Source organism: Paraburkholderia sp. JHI869, from assembly GCF_038900775.1.
Lineage (GTDB): Bacteria > Pseudomonadota > Gammaproteobacteria > Burkholderiales > Burkholderiaceae > Paraburkholderia.
Window position 1 is genome coordinate 13979 of the sequence record NZ_JAYMSC010000001.1, and the last position, 14608, is coordinate 28586.

Sequence of the window (14608 nt, forward strand, 5' to 3'; positions counted from 1 at the left end):
ATTGGCGCTACCATCGCTGTCACCTTCATCGCTACGCGCGGCCATGGACAATCTCGGAGATATTCGCCTTTTCGTCGAAGCAGCCAGCCATGGCAGCCTCTCGGCCGCGGGCAGAAAGCTTGGGCTTTCGCCCGCCGCGGCGAGCGCGAGACTCGTGAAGCTCGAAGGCGAGCTGCACACGCAGTTGTTCGAGCGCTCCACGCGCAAACTGCGTTTGACCGACGAAGGCCGCATGTATCTCGCACATTGCCAGCACGCGCTGCAAACGCTCGAAGACGCGCGCGCGGCGCTGCAAGCGGGGCGCGCTTCGGTGAGCGGTGCGCTGCGCGTGTCGGCCACCTCCGACTTCGGGCGCTCCGTGCTGCGCTACTGGCTCGACGAATTCAACGAGCATCATCCGAACGTCACGCTCACGCTCGTGCTCTCCGATTCGCTCTCGCACCTGCTGCAAGACGACATCGATCTCGCGATTCGCTTTGGCGTGCCGGCCGATAGTTCGATGGTCGCCAAACGCATGGCCGACAATCGCCGCGCGTTGTGCGCCTCGCCCGACTACATCACGGCGCATGGCATGCCGCGCCACCCCGACGAATTGCGCGAACACGAATTCATCGTGCTTGCCTCGGCGGCGGGCGTGGCGAACAACTGGCGCTTCGCGCGCGGCGAAGAATCTGCGCTCTTTTCAGCGCCGCTCGAACGTTCGCGCCAGACCAATGACGGCTCGCTTGCGCGCGAGTGGGCGATCGAAGGGCGCGGCGTGGTGATGAAGTCGATCTGGGACATCGGCGCGGATTTGCAGGCGGGCCGGCTCAAGCTGCTCTTGCCGGAGTGGCGCAGCCCGGACGTGCCCGTGAACGCGCTTTTTCAACGCACGCCCTATATGGCGCCGCGCGTGCGCACGTTGCTCGACTTTCTCGAGCAACGCTTCGGTGAAGCATCGGAAGGGTTGGCGGCTTATTTGCGCTAGGGCGTCCCTTTCTGGTTCGCTATTGCTCGTGCGCAAACAGCTTGAGCGCAGCGCCGCGCCATACCGGCTACCATGACATCCCGCCTGCAGTCTCGCACTGACATGCAACGACCTGCGCGGCGAAATCACCGGAATACAGGAGCGAAACAAAATGCTTTTCCGCAAGACGATGTTGGCCGTAGCCGTATTCAGCGCCGTGCTGGCCAGTGCCAGCGCGAATGCCCAGGTCGCGGGCACGCAGACCTTGAGCGTTTCGGTCGAGCAGTCGCAGGCGCTGCTCGAAGGCTGGAGCGTGAAGAAGAGCGTGCTCGGCAAGCCCGTTTATAACGACGACAACGTGAAGATCGGCACCGTGCGCGACCTGATCGTGGCGCCGGACGGCTCGGTTTCCGCGGCCATCGTCTCGGCGGGCGGTTTCCTCGGCGTCGGCTCGCACGACGTGGCCGTGCCCATCGCATCGCTCGACGTGCGCCAGGGCAATCTCTATCTGCCCGGCGCAACCAAGGACGCGCTGAAGGCCACGCCCGCGTTCCAGTACGCGAAGGTCGAGTCGCCGCCGAAGCCGAAGAAGGTCGATCAGCAGCATTAAGCCGCAAATAGCCGCACCCGCTGTACGCCGTCGGGCCATGCGACCACCCAAGGTGGGCACATGGTCCGACGGCTTTTTGAGCGACGGTTTTCCTCACGGTAATCGGCCGCTTCTGTCGTGCCCTGAACGCGCGAATCCCAACCTCCCGCGAACCCGGTTTGGACCTATTATGTTGGGCCCAGGATGGCTTGTATCGTGTGCGAGGCGTTCACTGAGGACTCGTGCGCGCTGCAACGCGCCTCTCCCGGTTGACCGCATTGAACCAGAGAGGCCATCGGCACGCACAGCGCGAGCGCCGACTACACGCGCCATCTCGTGCTCGCGCTGCACGAACACGTGTCGAGCACCTACGGCAAGCGCGCGCCGGGCAAGCCGCCGCCGCGCGGCGCGCTCGCGCCGTGGCAGTTGCGGCGGGCGAAGGACTATATGCTCGAGCACATGCACGGCGAGATTGGCCTGGACAACGTTGCTGCGCAGTGCGAACTATCGGTCAATCACTTCGTGCGCGCTTTTCGCGAGTCGACGGGCACGACGCCGCACCGCTGGCTCGTTTCGGAGCGTCTGAAGGGCGCCATGCATCTCATGCGCGACGCGCGCCTCTCGCTCGCCCAGGTCGCGGCCGCGTGCGGCTTTGCCGACCAGAGCCATCTCACGCGTGCATTCTCCGCTCGCTTTGGCATGCCGACTGGGCAGTGGCGGCGCATCTGCCGCGAGACCGGGGCGGCGGCTGCCAGCGCGCTTGCTGTGGAATAGCCGCGAGGTAGCGTCTCTTCGTCTCGCCGGAGGGTCTTGCCTTGCACACTGAAAAGATCGTTTGCATCGTGGATGACGACGAGGCCGTGCGGCTCGCGTTGTCGAGTTTTCTGCGCTCCGCGGGGTGACGCGTGCACGGCTTCGATTGCGCACACGCGCTGCTCGACGCGGCGCGCGTGCGCGACATCGCCTTCCTGATCGCCGATGTCCGCATGCCGGGCATGTCGGGTATCGAACTGCATCGCAGGCTGCTGGCCAACGGCTGCTGTTCGCCGATGGTGTTCATCACCGCGTTTGCCACGCTGGAACTGGAGCAACGCGTGGCCGCGGCGGGCGCCCTTGCGCTGCTGCAAAAGCCGTTCGACCTCGCGCTAATGGCCGGCTGGCTCACGCGCACGCTCGGCGCGCCGTAGTGGTCGCATTCAGCAGCCGCACTTCCAGTCCGGCTGCTGCAACGCCATGCCGTGCAGGCCGCGATACTCGGCGACAGGCGGCGAAGACCAGCCTTCCAGCAGCGCGGGCGCCAGCCGATAGATCTCGATGCCGAGCGGCCGGCAGACTTCCAGCGGGTCGCGTGCATCGGGTCCCCACATCGGTAGCGAGAGGTCGCCGCCGGGGCAGGTCGAAAGCGCGCACAGCAGGTCGATCTCGGCAAAAAACTCCAGGTAGTCGCCCTTCTTCGCCGGGCAGGCCTTCATGAAATACTTGTCTTCCAGATTCAGGCCGGTGCACTGGAACACGTTGAGCACGTCGTGCACGTCGTATTCGGTGAGCCCGTAGGGCGCAATGGCGCGCGTGAGATTCGAGTGGCAGTGGAAGTGAAAGTCCTCGCCGGTCAGCATGCGGTTGACGTAGGGGTCGCAGCGCGTGCCTAGCAGATCGTGAACGCGCCCGCCGTGCTCGTCCACGCCGTAGCCGGCGAGGCTGTCGTCGGTGATGGTGACTAGTGGACGCAGGAAGGGCAGCGTGGACCACAGGCGGTCGTAGGTGCTCACGTGCGCCTGCTGGAGCTGGCGCGTGCGCGAAGCCCACATGCGTTCGCGCGGGTCGTGCCGGTTCCACAGATTGAGGTCGGCCACCTGCGGCCCCTCGATCGTCACGATGCGGAACACGTGCCCGGCGGGGACGCTCCACGCCTCGCCCGAGCGGATGGGCACGACGATCGATTCGATCAGCTCGCGCTGGTCCTGCTGTTGCGCGATGCGGCGGTAAAAGGGCTTGTTCACGTCGAGCGCGGAGCCCTTGGTCGACTGGTAGGCGGCGGGATAGTTCAGCATTGCCTCGTACTCCTGTATGAACGTGAACGACCTGCAGTTTCCAATTGTGGAGTATAGAACTCCGGTCCGCTTCGTGAAATCGACGCCGATCTGATTCAAGACTGCGGCGCGATGGCTTCGTGTACAGTTCGCTTACTCCATGACCGCGGCGCCCGACTGTCGAGCGCCCGCGGCCCAACGAGACACGACGGTACATGATCAGACTGGAAGACCTCGTCATCTTTATCAGTGCGGCGGACAACGGGAGCCTTTCGGCCGCCGCGCGCCAGCTCGATCTCACGCCCGCCGTGGCGAGCGCGGGTCTCAAGCGGCTCGAAACCGAACTCGGCACGCGCCTGCTCGCGCGCTCCACGCGCAGCCTGCGGCTCACGCCGGACGGCGAACGCTACCTCGAATACGCGCGCGGCGTCATGGAGCAGGTGGAGGCCGGCCAGAACGCCGTGGCGCATGGGCGCAAGATGATCGGCGGCACCGTTTCGCTGTCGATTCCCTCCGACCTCGGGCGCAACGTGCTCGCGCCCTGGCTCGACGACTTCCAGGCGCAGCATCCCGCGGTGTCGTTTCAGGTGCACATTGGCGACAACGTGACCGATATGTTCCGCTCGCCGGTGGCCGTGGCGGTTCGCTACGGCGTGCCCGAAGACTCCTCCCTCGTCGCGCTGCCGCTCGCGCCCGACAACCGGCGCGTGCTGTGCGCCGCGCCCAGCTATTTCGCGCGTCACGGCAAACCCGCCACGCCCGCCGATCTCTCGCGCCACAACTGCCTGCGCTTCGCGCTGAGCGACACGCTCCACGACCGCTGGACCTTTTATCGCGGCGACGAAGCGAGCGTCGTGAACGTGCTCGGCAACCGCAACACCAACGACGGCGAACTCGTGCGCCGCTGGGCCGTGGCGGGGCATGGGCTTGCGTACAAGTCGCGTCTGGATGTGCTCGCCGATATCAAGGCCGGCCGCCTCGAAACCGCGCTCGACGCGTTTCATGGCGAAGGCGCGCCGCTGCATCTCGTGTGCGCCCACCGCACGATGCTCTCGCCAACCGTCAACGCACTGCGCGATTTGCTGCGCGATCGCATTGCCGCGTATCTCGCCTGACGTGTGATTCCGCAGTTGGCCCGGTAGTAAGCCCGCTAATCGGCCCGCTCGCTGGCCTGTGCGCCATCGGGCCGGCTCTGCACGCGCGTTTCCCACCGCCGCCGCCCGAGCGATCTTCAAAGCAGCTTTGAAGCTGAATTCGCCGTTTGCCGCTATGCGCACCGATCGTGCCGGCCGATCATTCGTACAACACGAACGGCACGGAGGCTTCGATGATCGTCGCGATAGGCCGCTTTTACCTGCGAGCAGACAGGATTTCGCATTTCGAGGCGGCATGGTTGCGCGTATGCCCGCTGCTCACGAACAGGCCGGGCTATCGCGGGCACCGTCTGGGTCCGCAGTGCGAAGACGAAGGCTGCTACGTGCTGGAAGTGGAGTGGGAAAGCCTCGACGCGCAGAGCGCCTTCATGATGCACGGCGATTTCCAGACCTTTCTGCACGCGCTGTGGCCGTACTTCTCGGCGGACCCCGACCTTTACCACTTCGAGCCGCTCGCGCAGCCGAGCCGGTTTCCCGCAATTTGACTGTCTGGAGGTATTCACGATGAAAGCGATTGGTTACTACCGCAATCTCCCCATCAGCGACCCTGAATCGTTGATCGATCTCGAACTGCCCGACCCGCAGCCGGGCCCGCGCGATCTGCTCGTTGAAGTGCACGCGGTGTCGGTCAATCCGGTCGACGTGAAGGTGCGTGCACGCATGGCGCCCGAGAACGGCCAGCCGAAAGTGATCGGCTGGGACGCAAGCGGCATTGTGCGCGCCGTGGGCCGCGACGTGACGCTCTTCAAGCCGGGCGAGCGCGTATGGTACGCGGGCTCGCTGCTGCGCCCCGGCACCAACAGCGAGCTGCACGTGGTGGACGAGCGCATCGTGGGCCGCATGCCGCAAAGCCTGAATTTCGCCGAAGCGGCCGCGTTGCCGCTCACCTCCATCACTGCGTGGGAATTGCTGTTCGATCGCCTCAAGGTGCCCGAGGGCACGGTGCCTTCCGGCGACTCGCTGCTCGTGATCGGCGCGGCGGGCGGCGTGGGCTCGGTGCTCGTACAATTGGCGCGCAAGCTCACGGGCCTCACGGTGATCGGCACGGCGTCGCGGCCCGAAACGTCGAAGTGGGTGAGCGAACTGGGCGCGCATCACGTCATCGATCATACGAAGCCGCTTTCGCAGGAGCTCAAGCGTATCGGCATGGAAGGCGTGGACTATATCGCGAGCCTGAACCAGACCGATCTTCACTTCGACGAGATCGTCGCCTCGATCAATCCGCAGGGGCATCTCGCGCTGATCGACGACCCCGAGCTGTTCGATTTCCGCAAGCTCAAGACGAAGAGCGTGGCGCTGCATTGGGAATTCATGTACACGCGCTCGATGTTCGGCACGAAGGACCAGATTCGCCTGCACCGCCTGCTCGACCGCATGGCTTCGCTCATCGACGAGGGCGTGTTGCGCACGACGCTCAACGAAAGTTTTGGAACCATCAACGCAGCGAACCTGCGCCGGGCGCACGAACTCGTGGAAACCAACCGCTCGCGCGGCAAGCTCGTGCTCGAAGGCTTTTAAACAACGGCGCGGCTGGCGCACGTCATTCGAACGCACAGGCGGCAGTGCTCACGAGCTTGACGAACGGGCCGCTCAAGGTGCGGTTGTGGTGCTCGATGATCGACGCGGCGCTCAGCACGGGCGTATTCATGGTCGTGTGAGCGTCCGCGACGAGCAGCGCCTTGAAGCCGAGGTCGCCCGCGGCGCGGCAGGTGGAATCCACGCAATACTCCGTCTGCATGCCCGCGATGACGAGTTCGCCCACGTTGGCCCGCGCGAGTCGTTGCGCGAGATCGGTGCCGGAAAAGCAGCTTGGGCGGCGCTTTTCGAACACGCTGTCGATGTTCGCGTCGATGGCGAGCGCCGGCAGCAATTGCGTGAGCGGACTACCCGGCTCGATGGGCGAGCCCGGCGGCCCGACGTGGCGCGCCGCGAAGACCGGCGCGCGAGCCTTGCGCGCCTCGGCAATCAGTTGCTTGATATTGGCGAGCACGCGCTGTCCCTCAAACGGCGCATTCGGGCCGTTGAACAAGCCTTCCTGCATGTCGATGACGAGAAGGGCGCGAGCGAGGCTGGGCATGATGGTTCTCCGGTTGTTGCGCCCGCAACGGACGGAGAAACGACAAGGCCCCGTCCATTGCTGGCGGGGCCTTGTGATCGATACGAAATCTAACGCGCGCGCACCGAACTCACGACCCGCCTGAAGCGGTCGTGGTAGTCGTCGTGGTGAGCATGTGCGCGTTCATGAGATCGATCATGCAGGAGGCGGTGTGAGGCGTCAACGCGAATTTTCAGGGCGCTGCCAGTGCCCGTTCGCGTCCTTGTCCGTAATGCGGACCTTGGCGAGCAGCGGCTTATAGCCCCGCAGCAGGATCTCGCTGATCGCGAGGCGCTCCGAGCGGAAGATGTTCTCGGCGAACTTGCTGCCGTCCGCGAACTCCAGGGCATAGCCATCGATTGGCCCCCACTGGCCCCTCGGCAACGGTTCGATATACACGTCCATGATGAGTCTCCATTGAATAACAAGCGAATAAGAAGCGTCGTTGGATTCAGTCTATCGCAGGGAAAGACGACTTCCTTGCTGGTTTCCGGCGCTGGAATTCCCTTGTTGGTCAATGGCTTATCTGATGTCTTTCACGATAAGAGAAGGTGTCCTTCCATGTGCAATTGCGGGCCGCATTCGAAAAGGCGGAATTTGCACCCACCGGGCGCGCATTGCACGATATGAAAGCGCGCCGGCGCATTCACTCCGGCTCGCCCGGCGTCTGTTCGCCCGGGTCGATCTCGTCCATGCCCTTGTTCAGCTGATTCAGGAAGTGCACGAGCGAAACCTTGTCGTCGAAGCGAAAGCTCGCGAGCGCCTGGCGATAGAACTCGTAGATTTTCGGCTGCAGGCTCTCCCAGAACACCTTGCCTTGCTCGGTGAGCACGACTTTTTTGGCGCGCCGGTCCACGGTGTCGGCCACGCGCAGCACGTGCTCGTCGCGCTCCAGGCGCTTGAGCACGCCATCCAGGCTCTGGCGGCTCACCACGAGATAGTCGGCCAGTTCGGAAAACGACATCCCCTCTGCAACTTGCGGACGCGACAGCGCGCCCAGCACCGACCACTGCACGGTCGTGATGCCGAGTGCCTTGGTCGTCTGCCGGTCGAGCGTGTTGCCCGCCTGGAACAACCGGAAGAACAGGCGGTTGTGAATGGACGAAACGGATTGGTCGTACGAAGGGTCGTTCTGGGTCATGGGCGCCTTGCGGTCCCCGCGTGAGCATGGCGGGCAATGAGACAAATACCTGATACGAAAATAATGAAGGGAAGTGGGCGTGCCGTCCATTTGGGCAATACCCCTCCTCACACCCTCAATTTATATCATGATGTTGACGTAATTAGAGGGCTCGCCTAGAGTGTGGGAACGACGCACGAGAATATCAAGAGACACCCCATGGCGACCTTTGACCGGCTTTCGACCCCGCTTTTGAGCCCTCTGCGTATTGGCGCGACGCTGTTGCCCAACCGCATGGTGATGGGCGCGATGCACACGCGGCTCGAAACGCTCGACCGCCCGCACGAGCGCCTCGCCGCGTTCTACGCGGCGCGCGCGGCCGGGGAGATCGGCTTGATCCTGAGCGGCGGTTTCGCGCCGAATCCCGAAGGCGTGATGGAGGCGGGCGGCCCGCTCTTCAATCGCGCGGAGCAGATCGACGAGCATCGTGCCGTGACGCACGCCGTGCATGAAGCGGGAGGCAAGATCGTGCTGCAGATCCTCCACGCGGGGCGCTATGCGAAGGTGCCGGAGTGCGTGGGGCCCACATCCGCGAAGGCGAGAATCAACGCCTACGCGCCGCGCGCGCTCAGCACGGAGGACGTGCGCGCGACCGTCGCCGATTTCGCCCGCACCGCGGCGCTGGCGGTCGAGGCCGGCTACGACGGCGTGGAGATCATGGGCTCGGAAGGCTATCTGATCAACGAGTTCACGGCCGCGCTCACCAACGCGCGCGACGACGAATTCGGCGGGAGCTTCGCAGGCCGCATCCGTTTTGCGCTCGACATCGTGCGCGCCGTGCGCGCGCAAGTGGGCCGCGAGCCCATGCTGATCTATCGCATCTCTTCCATTGACCTCGTGGAAGGCGGCATGAACGGCGCCGAGGTCGCGGCGTTCGCGAAAGAGATCGAAGCGGCCGGCGCGGACCTCATCAACACGGGTGTGGGCTGGCACGAATCGGCGGTGCCGACCATTGCCGCGTGCGTGCCGCGCGCGGCCTGGCGCGACGCGATTCGCAACGTCAAGCAGGCCGTGTCGATTCCGGTGATGGCGTCGAACCGCATCAACACGCCCCAGGTCGCGGAAGAACTGATCGCCTCGGGCGTGGCCGATCTCGTTTCGATGGCGCGCCCGCTGCTCGCCGACCCGGAATTCGCGAAGAAAACGCGGCTTGGTTTGGCCGACGAAATCAACACCTGCATCGGCTGCAACCAGGCCTGCCTCGACCGCATTTTCACGGAACGCACTGCTACGTGCCTCGTCAACCCGCGCGCGGGGCGCGAGATCGAATTCGCGGTGGGCAAGGCCTTGCAGCCCAAGCGCATCGCAGTCGTGGGCGGCGGGCCGGCCGGTATGGCGTTCGCGATCAACGCTGCCGAACGCGGCCATCAGGTGACGTTGTTCGAAGTCCATGCGCGGCTCGGCGGCCAGTTGAATCTGGCGAAGGTCGTGCCCGGCAAAGCCGAGTTTCACGAGATGCTGCGCTATTTCGAGGTGCGGTTAAAGCGCCTTGACGTTTCGGTGCGGCTGGGAGAGACGGCCACCGCGGAAGCACTCGCAAGCGGGGCGTTCGACGAGATCGTCATCGCGACGGGCGTGACGCCGCGCGTGCCCGATATCGTCGGCGTCGATCATGCGAAGGCGGTGTCGTATATCGACGTGCTCACGGGCAAGGTCGAAGTGGGCGCGCGCGTGGCGATCATCGGCGCGGGCGGCATCGGCTTCGACGTGGCCGAGTATCTGCTGGGCGATGCGCAGGAATCGCTGGACCGTAGCGTGTTTTTCCGTGCGTGGGGCGTCGATCCCGCAAACGCGGATGCAGGCGGCCTCATGCGTATCGACGGCCATCGCGCGCCGCGCCGCAGCGTCCATATGTTCCAGCGAAAGGCGGAGCCGCTCGGCAAGGGGCTCGGCAAATCGACGGGATGGATCTTGAAGGCGCGCTTGCGCAAGGCGAACGTGATGATGACGTCGGGCGTGACGTACGACGCGATCGACGACGACGGTCTGCACTATCGCGTGGATGGCAAGCCGCATGTGCTCGCCGTTGATCATGTCGTGCTGTGCGCGGGGCAGCGTTCGAATCGCACGCTCTACGATGAACTCGTTGCGCGCGGCGCGAAACCGAAGGTGATAGGCGGCGCCGATGTCGCCGCCGAACTGGACGCGCTGCGCGCGATCGATCAGGCCACGCGGCTGGCGATGATGGTGTGAGGTTGCCGGGCTTGGGCCGCGTAAAATGAGGGGGGTCCTGCAATCCAGTCAAGAAGTACCCCGCATGCTCCCAAACATCCTCGTTAGCGCTTGCCTGCTCGGCCGTCCGGTCCGTTACAACGGCTCGGCGAAAACCGTTGCGCACGCACTGATCGAGCAGTGGCAGCGCGAGGAGCGCCTCGTGCCGGTTTGCCCTGAAGTGGCTGGCGGGTTCGGCGTGCCAAGGCCGCCCGCGGAGATCGCAGATGCCGCATCAGGCGGCGCCGTGCTGGCAGGCGCCGCACGCGTGATCGACGTGCGCGGCGAGGACGTCACCGCGCAATTCGTGCGCGGCGCACACGTGGCGCTCGAACTCGCGCTCACACACGATTGCCGCTTCGCTTTGCTCGTGGACGGCAGTCCTTCATGCGGCAGCCGCGCCATTTACGACGGCAGCTTCGCGGGCCACAAACACGCGGGCGCAGGCGTGACGACTACGTTGCTGCGCCAGCACGGCATCGAAGTTTTTGCGGAAACGGAAATCGACGCGCTTCACGCGCGGCTCTTGCAAGCCAGCGCGTAACACGACGTTCACGCATTCTCGCCGCTGCCGGCTTCCTTCACGATCCACTGATTGAACGCGCGCATGGCGGGCGTCGCCGCTTTCCCCTTTTGCGACGTGAGCCAGTAGCTGCCCGCCTGCACTTCGATATCGAAAGGCCGCACGAGCCTGCCCGCCGCGAGATCGCGTTCGAACATCGAAACCGGGGCGAGCGCGATGCCCGCGCCTTGCATCGCCGCTTCGACCATGAGCCGCGACGAATCGAACACGGGCCCGCGCACCGGGCGCGGCGCAAGACCGGCGACTTCGAACCAGAGCGCCCAGTCGTCGGCGCGATACGAGCGCAGGAGTTTTTCGTTGGCGAGATCGGCGGGCGTGCGCAGACGTTGCGCGATATCGGGCGTGCAGAGCGCGGCGAGCGGCGCGTCGAACAGCTTCGCGGCGCGCGAGCCGGGCCAGGTGCCGTCACCGAACCGAATGGCGAAGTCGAGCCCTTCGCCCGCGAGATCAACCAGATTGTTGTTCGTCATGATGCGCAGCTCGACGAACGGATGCGCGTCGTGAAACGACTTCAGGCGCGGCATCAACCATCCCACCGCGAAGGTCCCCACCGCTCCCACGGTCAGCACCTCGTGAAAGTGGCCGCCCTCGAACTGACGCAGCACGGCTTCGATGCGATCGAACGCGTCCGTGAGCACGGGGCGCAGCGCGAGACCTTCGTCGGTGATCGCAAGGCCGCGCGGCAGGCGCTTGAAGAGCGTCGCGCCGAGCCGCTCCTCGAGCATGCGGACCTGCTGGCTCACGGCGGCCTGGGTGACGTTCAGCTCGCTCGCCGCGCGCGTGAAGCTCAAGTGCCGCGCTGACGATTCGAAGGCGCGCAAGGCATTAAGGGGCAGATGCGGTCGCATGATCGAACCATAAGTTTTTCTGGGGCAGGGCGCAATTTATCATCGTTTGTCACTTAGTGAAGAACACGCGATAGTGGCGGCTCTTCAGGGAGTGGCCATGATCACGCGACGTAGATTCACGATGACGGTGTTAGGCGGTGCGATAGCTGGCGTTGCATCTCAGGCGTTCTGCGCAACGGCGGCGCAGGCGTCGACGCAGGCGCAAGCGGGCGCGCTGGAAAAGCAGCTCGCCGCGATCGAGGCGCAAGTGGGGGGACGGCTCGGCGTGGCGATACTCGATACGGCGAGCGGCGACGTGCGCGGCTGGCGCATGCACGAGCGCTTTCCAATGTGCAGTACGTTCAAGGTGTTGCTCGCATCGGCTGTGTTGACGCGCAAGGACCATGACAAGGAAGACCTCGCGCGCAAGATCGTGTATTCGAAGGCGCAAGTCGTGTCGTATTCGCCGGTGAGCGGGCCGCGCGCAGGCAGCGAGGGCATGACTGTCGCCGAACTGTGCGAAGCCGCGCTCACGCGCAGCGACAACACGGCGGCCAACCTGCTGCTGGAGAGCCTTGGCGGACCGAGCGCGATTACGGCCTTCGCGCGCGGCATTGGCGACCCGGTAACGCGCCTCGACCGCAACGAGACCACGCTCAACGAAGCGATACCGGGCGACCCGCGCGATACGACCACGCCTGCCGCGATGGTCGCGAACCTGCGCGAGTTGCTGCTGGGCCAGCGTCTTTCCACTCCTTCGCGCGAGCAGCTCATTGCCTGGCTCGTCGCGAACAAGACAGGCGATGCGCGTTTGCGCGCGGGCTTGCCGAAGGACTGGCGCGTCGGCGACAAGACCGGCACCGGCGACCGGGGCACGGCGAACGATGTGGCAATTGTCTGGCCCGCCGGGCGTGCGCCCGTTCTCGTCACGACGTATCTCACGGGCGCGACGCATGCGAGCCCGGCGCAGCGCGATGCGGCGATCGCGCAGGTCGGAGTATGCGTGGCAAGCATCTAGCGATTTTTGATACGGATTCCTGATCGTATACTAATCGTATGATAAAAGACCGGGCGTTCTATCACCTCGTGATCTCCTTACGCGCTGTTATATTTGCAACATTGACTTAATTTTTGGGCGTCGCGGTCGTCATTAGAGGTGACTTCTCACTACGGCGTCCCCATGTCATTCCTTACCAGAATCAAAATCGGCCCGCGTCTTGGCGCGGGCTTTGCCATTGTGTTGATCCTGCTCGGCGCAGTGGGCGGGACCGGGCTCCTCCAGGCGTCGCGCATATTCGACGGCACGCAGGAAATCGGCACGAACTGGCTGCCTAGCGTCGAGACGCTGGGCAACATGCGCAATCAGGCGCAGGACGTGCGCCGCACGTCGCTGCGCATGCTGATCTCCAATGACGCCAGCGAGAAGGCTGCACTCCACGACCAGCACGCCCAGATGATCAGCCAGTTCGGTACGACGTTCGACGGCTATTCGAAGCTGGTCTCCTCGGCCGAAGAGCGCCGCGTGGCCGATTCGATCGGCACGGCATGGTCTCAGTATCTGGACGACGACAAGAAGATCGATGCCCTTGCCCAGTCCGCCGACGGCGGAACGCCCGAGGCTCGCGCAGCGGTTTCGACTGCCTCGGCGAAGTCGTTCGTGGCCGTGATGGATCTCATCAATCAGGACGTGACCCTCAACCACAACGGCTCGACCGCGGAAGTCGCCACGGCGAGGGCGGCATACCACAGTGCGTTCGCCTGGACCATCGCGCTGATCGTGATCGCGATTGGCTTCGGTGCGACGATCGCGCTCTTCATCACGCGTTCGATCACGGGCCCGATTGCACGTGCCGTGGACGTGGCCGAGACCGTGGCGCGTGGCGACCTGACCGCGCGCATCCAGGTGGACGGCAGCGACGAGGCGGCTCAGTTGCTCGGCGCGCTGCGTAACATGAACGAGCGCCTGGTCGACCTGGTGGGCCGCGTGCGCACGGGCAGCGAAGGCATTGCCACGGCTTCCGCACAGATCGCCGCGGGCAACACCGACCTGAGCCAGCGCACCGAAGAGCAGGCCGCTTCGCTCGAAGAAACGGCGGCGAGCATGGAAGAGCTCACGGCGACGGTCAAGCAGAACGCCGACAACGCGACGCAGGGCAACACGCTGGCGGGCCAGGCATCGCAAACGGCCACGCGCGGCGGTGAAGTGGTGGGTCGTGTGGTCGATACGATGCGCGACATCGCGAACAGCTCCGAGCAGGTCGCGCAGATCATCTCGGTGATCGAAGGCATTGCGTTCCAGACCAACATCCTGGCGCTCAACGCGGCGGTGGAAGCGGCGCGCGCCGGTGAACAGGGCCGCGGCTTCGCGGTCGTGGCGGGCGAAGTGCGCACGCTCGCACAGCGCAGCGCGACGGCGGCGCGCGAAATCAAGGAACTCATCAGCGTGTCGGTCGAGCGCGTGAACAACGGCACGGCGCTCGTGGACGACGCGGGCCGCACGATGGGCGAGATCGTGCAATCGGTCAAGCGCGTGGCGGATCTGATGAACGAGATTTCGGCGGCCTCGGGCGAGCAGCGCACCGGCATCGAGCAGGTCAACCAGGCGGTTACGCAGATGGACGAAGTCACGCAGCAGAATGCGGCGCTCGTCGAGGAAGCGTCGGCGGCGGCGCAGTCCATGTCCTCGCAGGCAGCCGCGTTGCGCGAACTGGTGTCGGTGTTCAACATCGGCTCGGCGGGGCGCGCGGCAACGGCAAGCGTCGCGCCGCTGGCGAATGTCGTTGCGAGCGCAACGGTCAAGCGTCCTGCACCTTCGAGGCCGGCGCCCGTGCGCCCGGCCGCTGCGCCCGCTCCGAAGGCGGATCGCCGCGAGCCGGCAACGGCCACGTCCGATGACGACTGGCAGACCTTCTGATGTAGAGGCGTGCTGAAGCGCACTTTAAACGCCCCGGTTAGCAGCGCAACCGGGGCGTTTGCATTTCTGCGCGGCTAGT

The 14608-nt window shown here is 65.0% G+C and carries 16 protein-coding genes; 11 read left to right on the forward strand and 5 right to left on the reverse strand.

Annotation, left to right across the window (positions count from 1 at the left end):
- Positions 1 to 43 precede the first annotated feature (43 nt).
- From VSR72_RS00060 to VSR72_RS00075, 4 genes are all read left to right on the forward strand, one after another.
- Entirely contained in the window at positions 44 to 967 is a 924-nt protein-coding gene (locus VSR72_RS00060) for a LysR substrate-binding domain-containing protein (RefSeq protein ID WP_342950373.1), read from the forward strand.
- Between the two features lie 151 nt (positions 968 to 1118).
- Positions 1119 to 1556, forward strand: coding sequence for a PRC-barrel domain-containing protein (locus tag VSR72_RS00065; RefSeq protein ID WP_342950374.1), 438 nt, complete (start codon positions 1119 to 1121; stop codon positions 1554 to 1556).
- A gap of 315 nt (positions 1557 to 1871) precedes the next feature.
- Complete coding sequence (locus tag VSR72_RS00070; protein ID WP_342950375.1) at positions 1872 to 2309, forward strand: AraC family transcriptional regulator; 438 nt, start codon at positions 1872 to 1874, stop codon at positions 2307 to 2309.
- Positions 2310 to 2440: 131 nt separating this feature from the next.
- Complete coding sequence (locus VSR72_RS00075) at positions 2441 to 2722, forward strand: response regulator (RefSeq protein ID WP_342950376.1); 282 nt, start codon at positions 2441 to 2443, stop codon at positions 2720 to 2722.
- Positions 2723 to 2731: 9 nt separating this feature from the next.
- Here VSR72_RS00075 and VSR72_RS00080 read toward each other — a convergent pair whose 3' ends face one another.
- Positions 2732 to 3586, reverse strand: a complete 855-nt coding sequence (locus VSR72_RS00080) for a DUF1989 domain-containing protein (RefSeq protein WP_342950377.1) — start codon at positions 3584 to 3586, stop codon at positions 2732 to 2734.
- Between the two features lie 194 nt (positions 3587 to 3780).
- On the opposite strand from VSR72_RS00080, the gene VSR72_RS00085 reads away from it, so the two are divergent.
- From VSR72_RS00085 to VSR72_RS00095, 3 genes are all read left to right on the forward strand, one after another.
- Positions 3781 to 4680, forward strand: a complete 900-nt coding sequence (locus VSR72_RS00085; RefSeq protein ID WP_342950378.1) for a LysR family transcriptional regulator — start codon at positions 3781 to 3783, stop codon at positions 4678 to 4680.
- A 167-nt stretch (positions 4681 to 4847) separates the two neighbouring features.
- Complete coding sequence (locus VSR72_RS00090) at positions 4848 to 5204, forward strand: antibiotic biosynthesis monooxygenase (protein ID WP_342950379.1); 357 nt, start codon at positions 4848 to 4850, stop codon at positions 5202 to 5204.
- A 19-nt stretch (positions 5205 to 5223) separates the two neighbouring features.
- Positions 5224 to 6237: a zinc-binding alcohol dehydrogenase family protein gene (locus VSR72_RS00095; RefSeq protein ID WP_342950380.1), complete on the forward strand. Its 1014-nt coding sequence runs from the start codon at positions 5224 to 5226 to the stop codon at positions 6235 to 6237.
- A gap of 22 nt (positions 6238 to 6259) precedes the next feature.
- On the opposite strand, the gene VSR72_RS00100 is transcribed toward VSR72_RS00095, so the two are convergent.
- The 3 genes from VSR72_RS00100 to VSR72_RS00110 all read right to left on the reverse strand — a co-directional run bounded on the left by VSR72_RS00100 (position 6260) and on the right by VSR72_RS00110 (position 7955).
- Positions 6260 to 6796, reverse strand: a complete 537-nt coding sequence (locus VSR72_RS00100; protein ID WP_342950381.1) for a cysteine hydrolase family protein — start codon at positions 6794 to 6796, stop codon at positions 6260 to 6262.
- A gap of 198 nt (positions 6797 to 6994) precedes the next feature.
- A complete protein-coding gene (locus VSR72_RS00105) occupies positions 6995 to 7219 on the reverse strand; it encodes a hypothetical protein (RefSeq protein ID WP_342950382.1) in 225 nt (74 codons plus the stop codon).
- 241 nt (positions 7220 to 7460) lie between these two features.
- Positions 7461 to 7955, reverse strand: a complete 495-nt coding sequence (locus tag VSR72_RS00110) for a MarR family transcriptional regulator (protein ID WP_342950383.1) — start codon at positions 7953 to 7955, stop codon at positions 7461 to 7463.
- Between the two features lie 198 nt (positions 7956 to 8153).
- On the opposite strand from VSR72_RS00110, the gene VSR72_RS00115 reads away from it, so the two are divergent.
- On the forward strand, positions 8154 to 10187 hold the full coding sequence (locus tag VSR72_RS00115) for an NADPH-dependent 2,4-dienoyl-CoA reductase (protein WP_342950384.1): 2034 nt from the start codon (positions 8154 to 8156) through the stop codon (positions 10185 to 10187).
- 64 nt (positions 10188 to 10251) lie between these two features.
- Entirely contained in the window at positions 10252 to 10749 is a 498-nt protein-coding gene (locus VSR72_RS00120) for a DUF523 domain-containing protein (protein ID WP_342950385.1), read from the forward strand.
- Positions 10750 to 10757: 8 nt separating this feature from the next.
- On the opposite strand, the gene VSR72_RS00125 is transcribed toward VSR72_RS00120, so the two are convergent.
- A complete protein-coding gene (locus VSR72_RS00125; RefSeq protein ID WP_342950386.1) occupies positions 10758 to 11636 on the reverse strand; it encodes a LysR family transcriptional regulator in 879 nt (292 codons plus the stop codon).
- 97 nt (positions 11637 to 11733) lie between these two features.
- Between VSR72_RS00125 and bla the strand changes: the two genes are divergently transcribed.
- Positions 11734 to 12633, forward strand: a complete 900-nt coding sequence (gene bla, locus VSR72_RS00130) for a class A beta-lactamase (protein ID WP_342950387.1) — start codon at positions 11734 to 11736, stop codon at positions 12631 to 12633.
- A gap of 162 nt (positions 12634 to 12795) precedes the next feature.
- Entirely contained in the window at positions 12796 to 14529 is a 1734-nt protein-coding gene (locus VSR72_RS00135; RefSeq protein WP_342950388.1) for a methyl-accepting chemotaxis protein, read from the forward strand.
- Positions 14530 to 14608 lie beyond the last annotated feature (79 nt).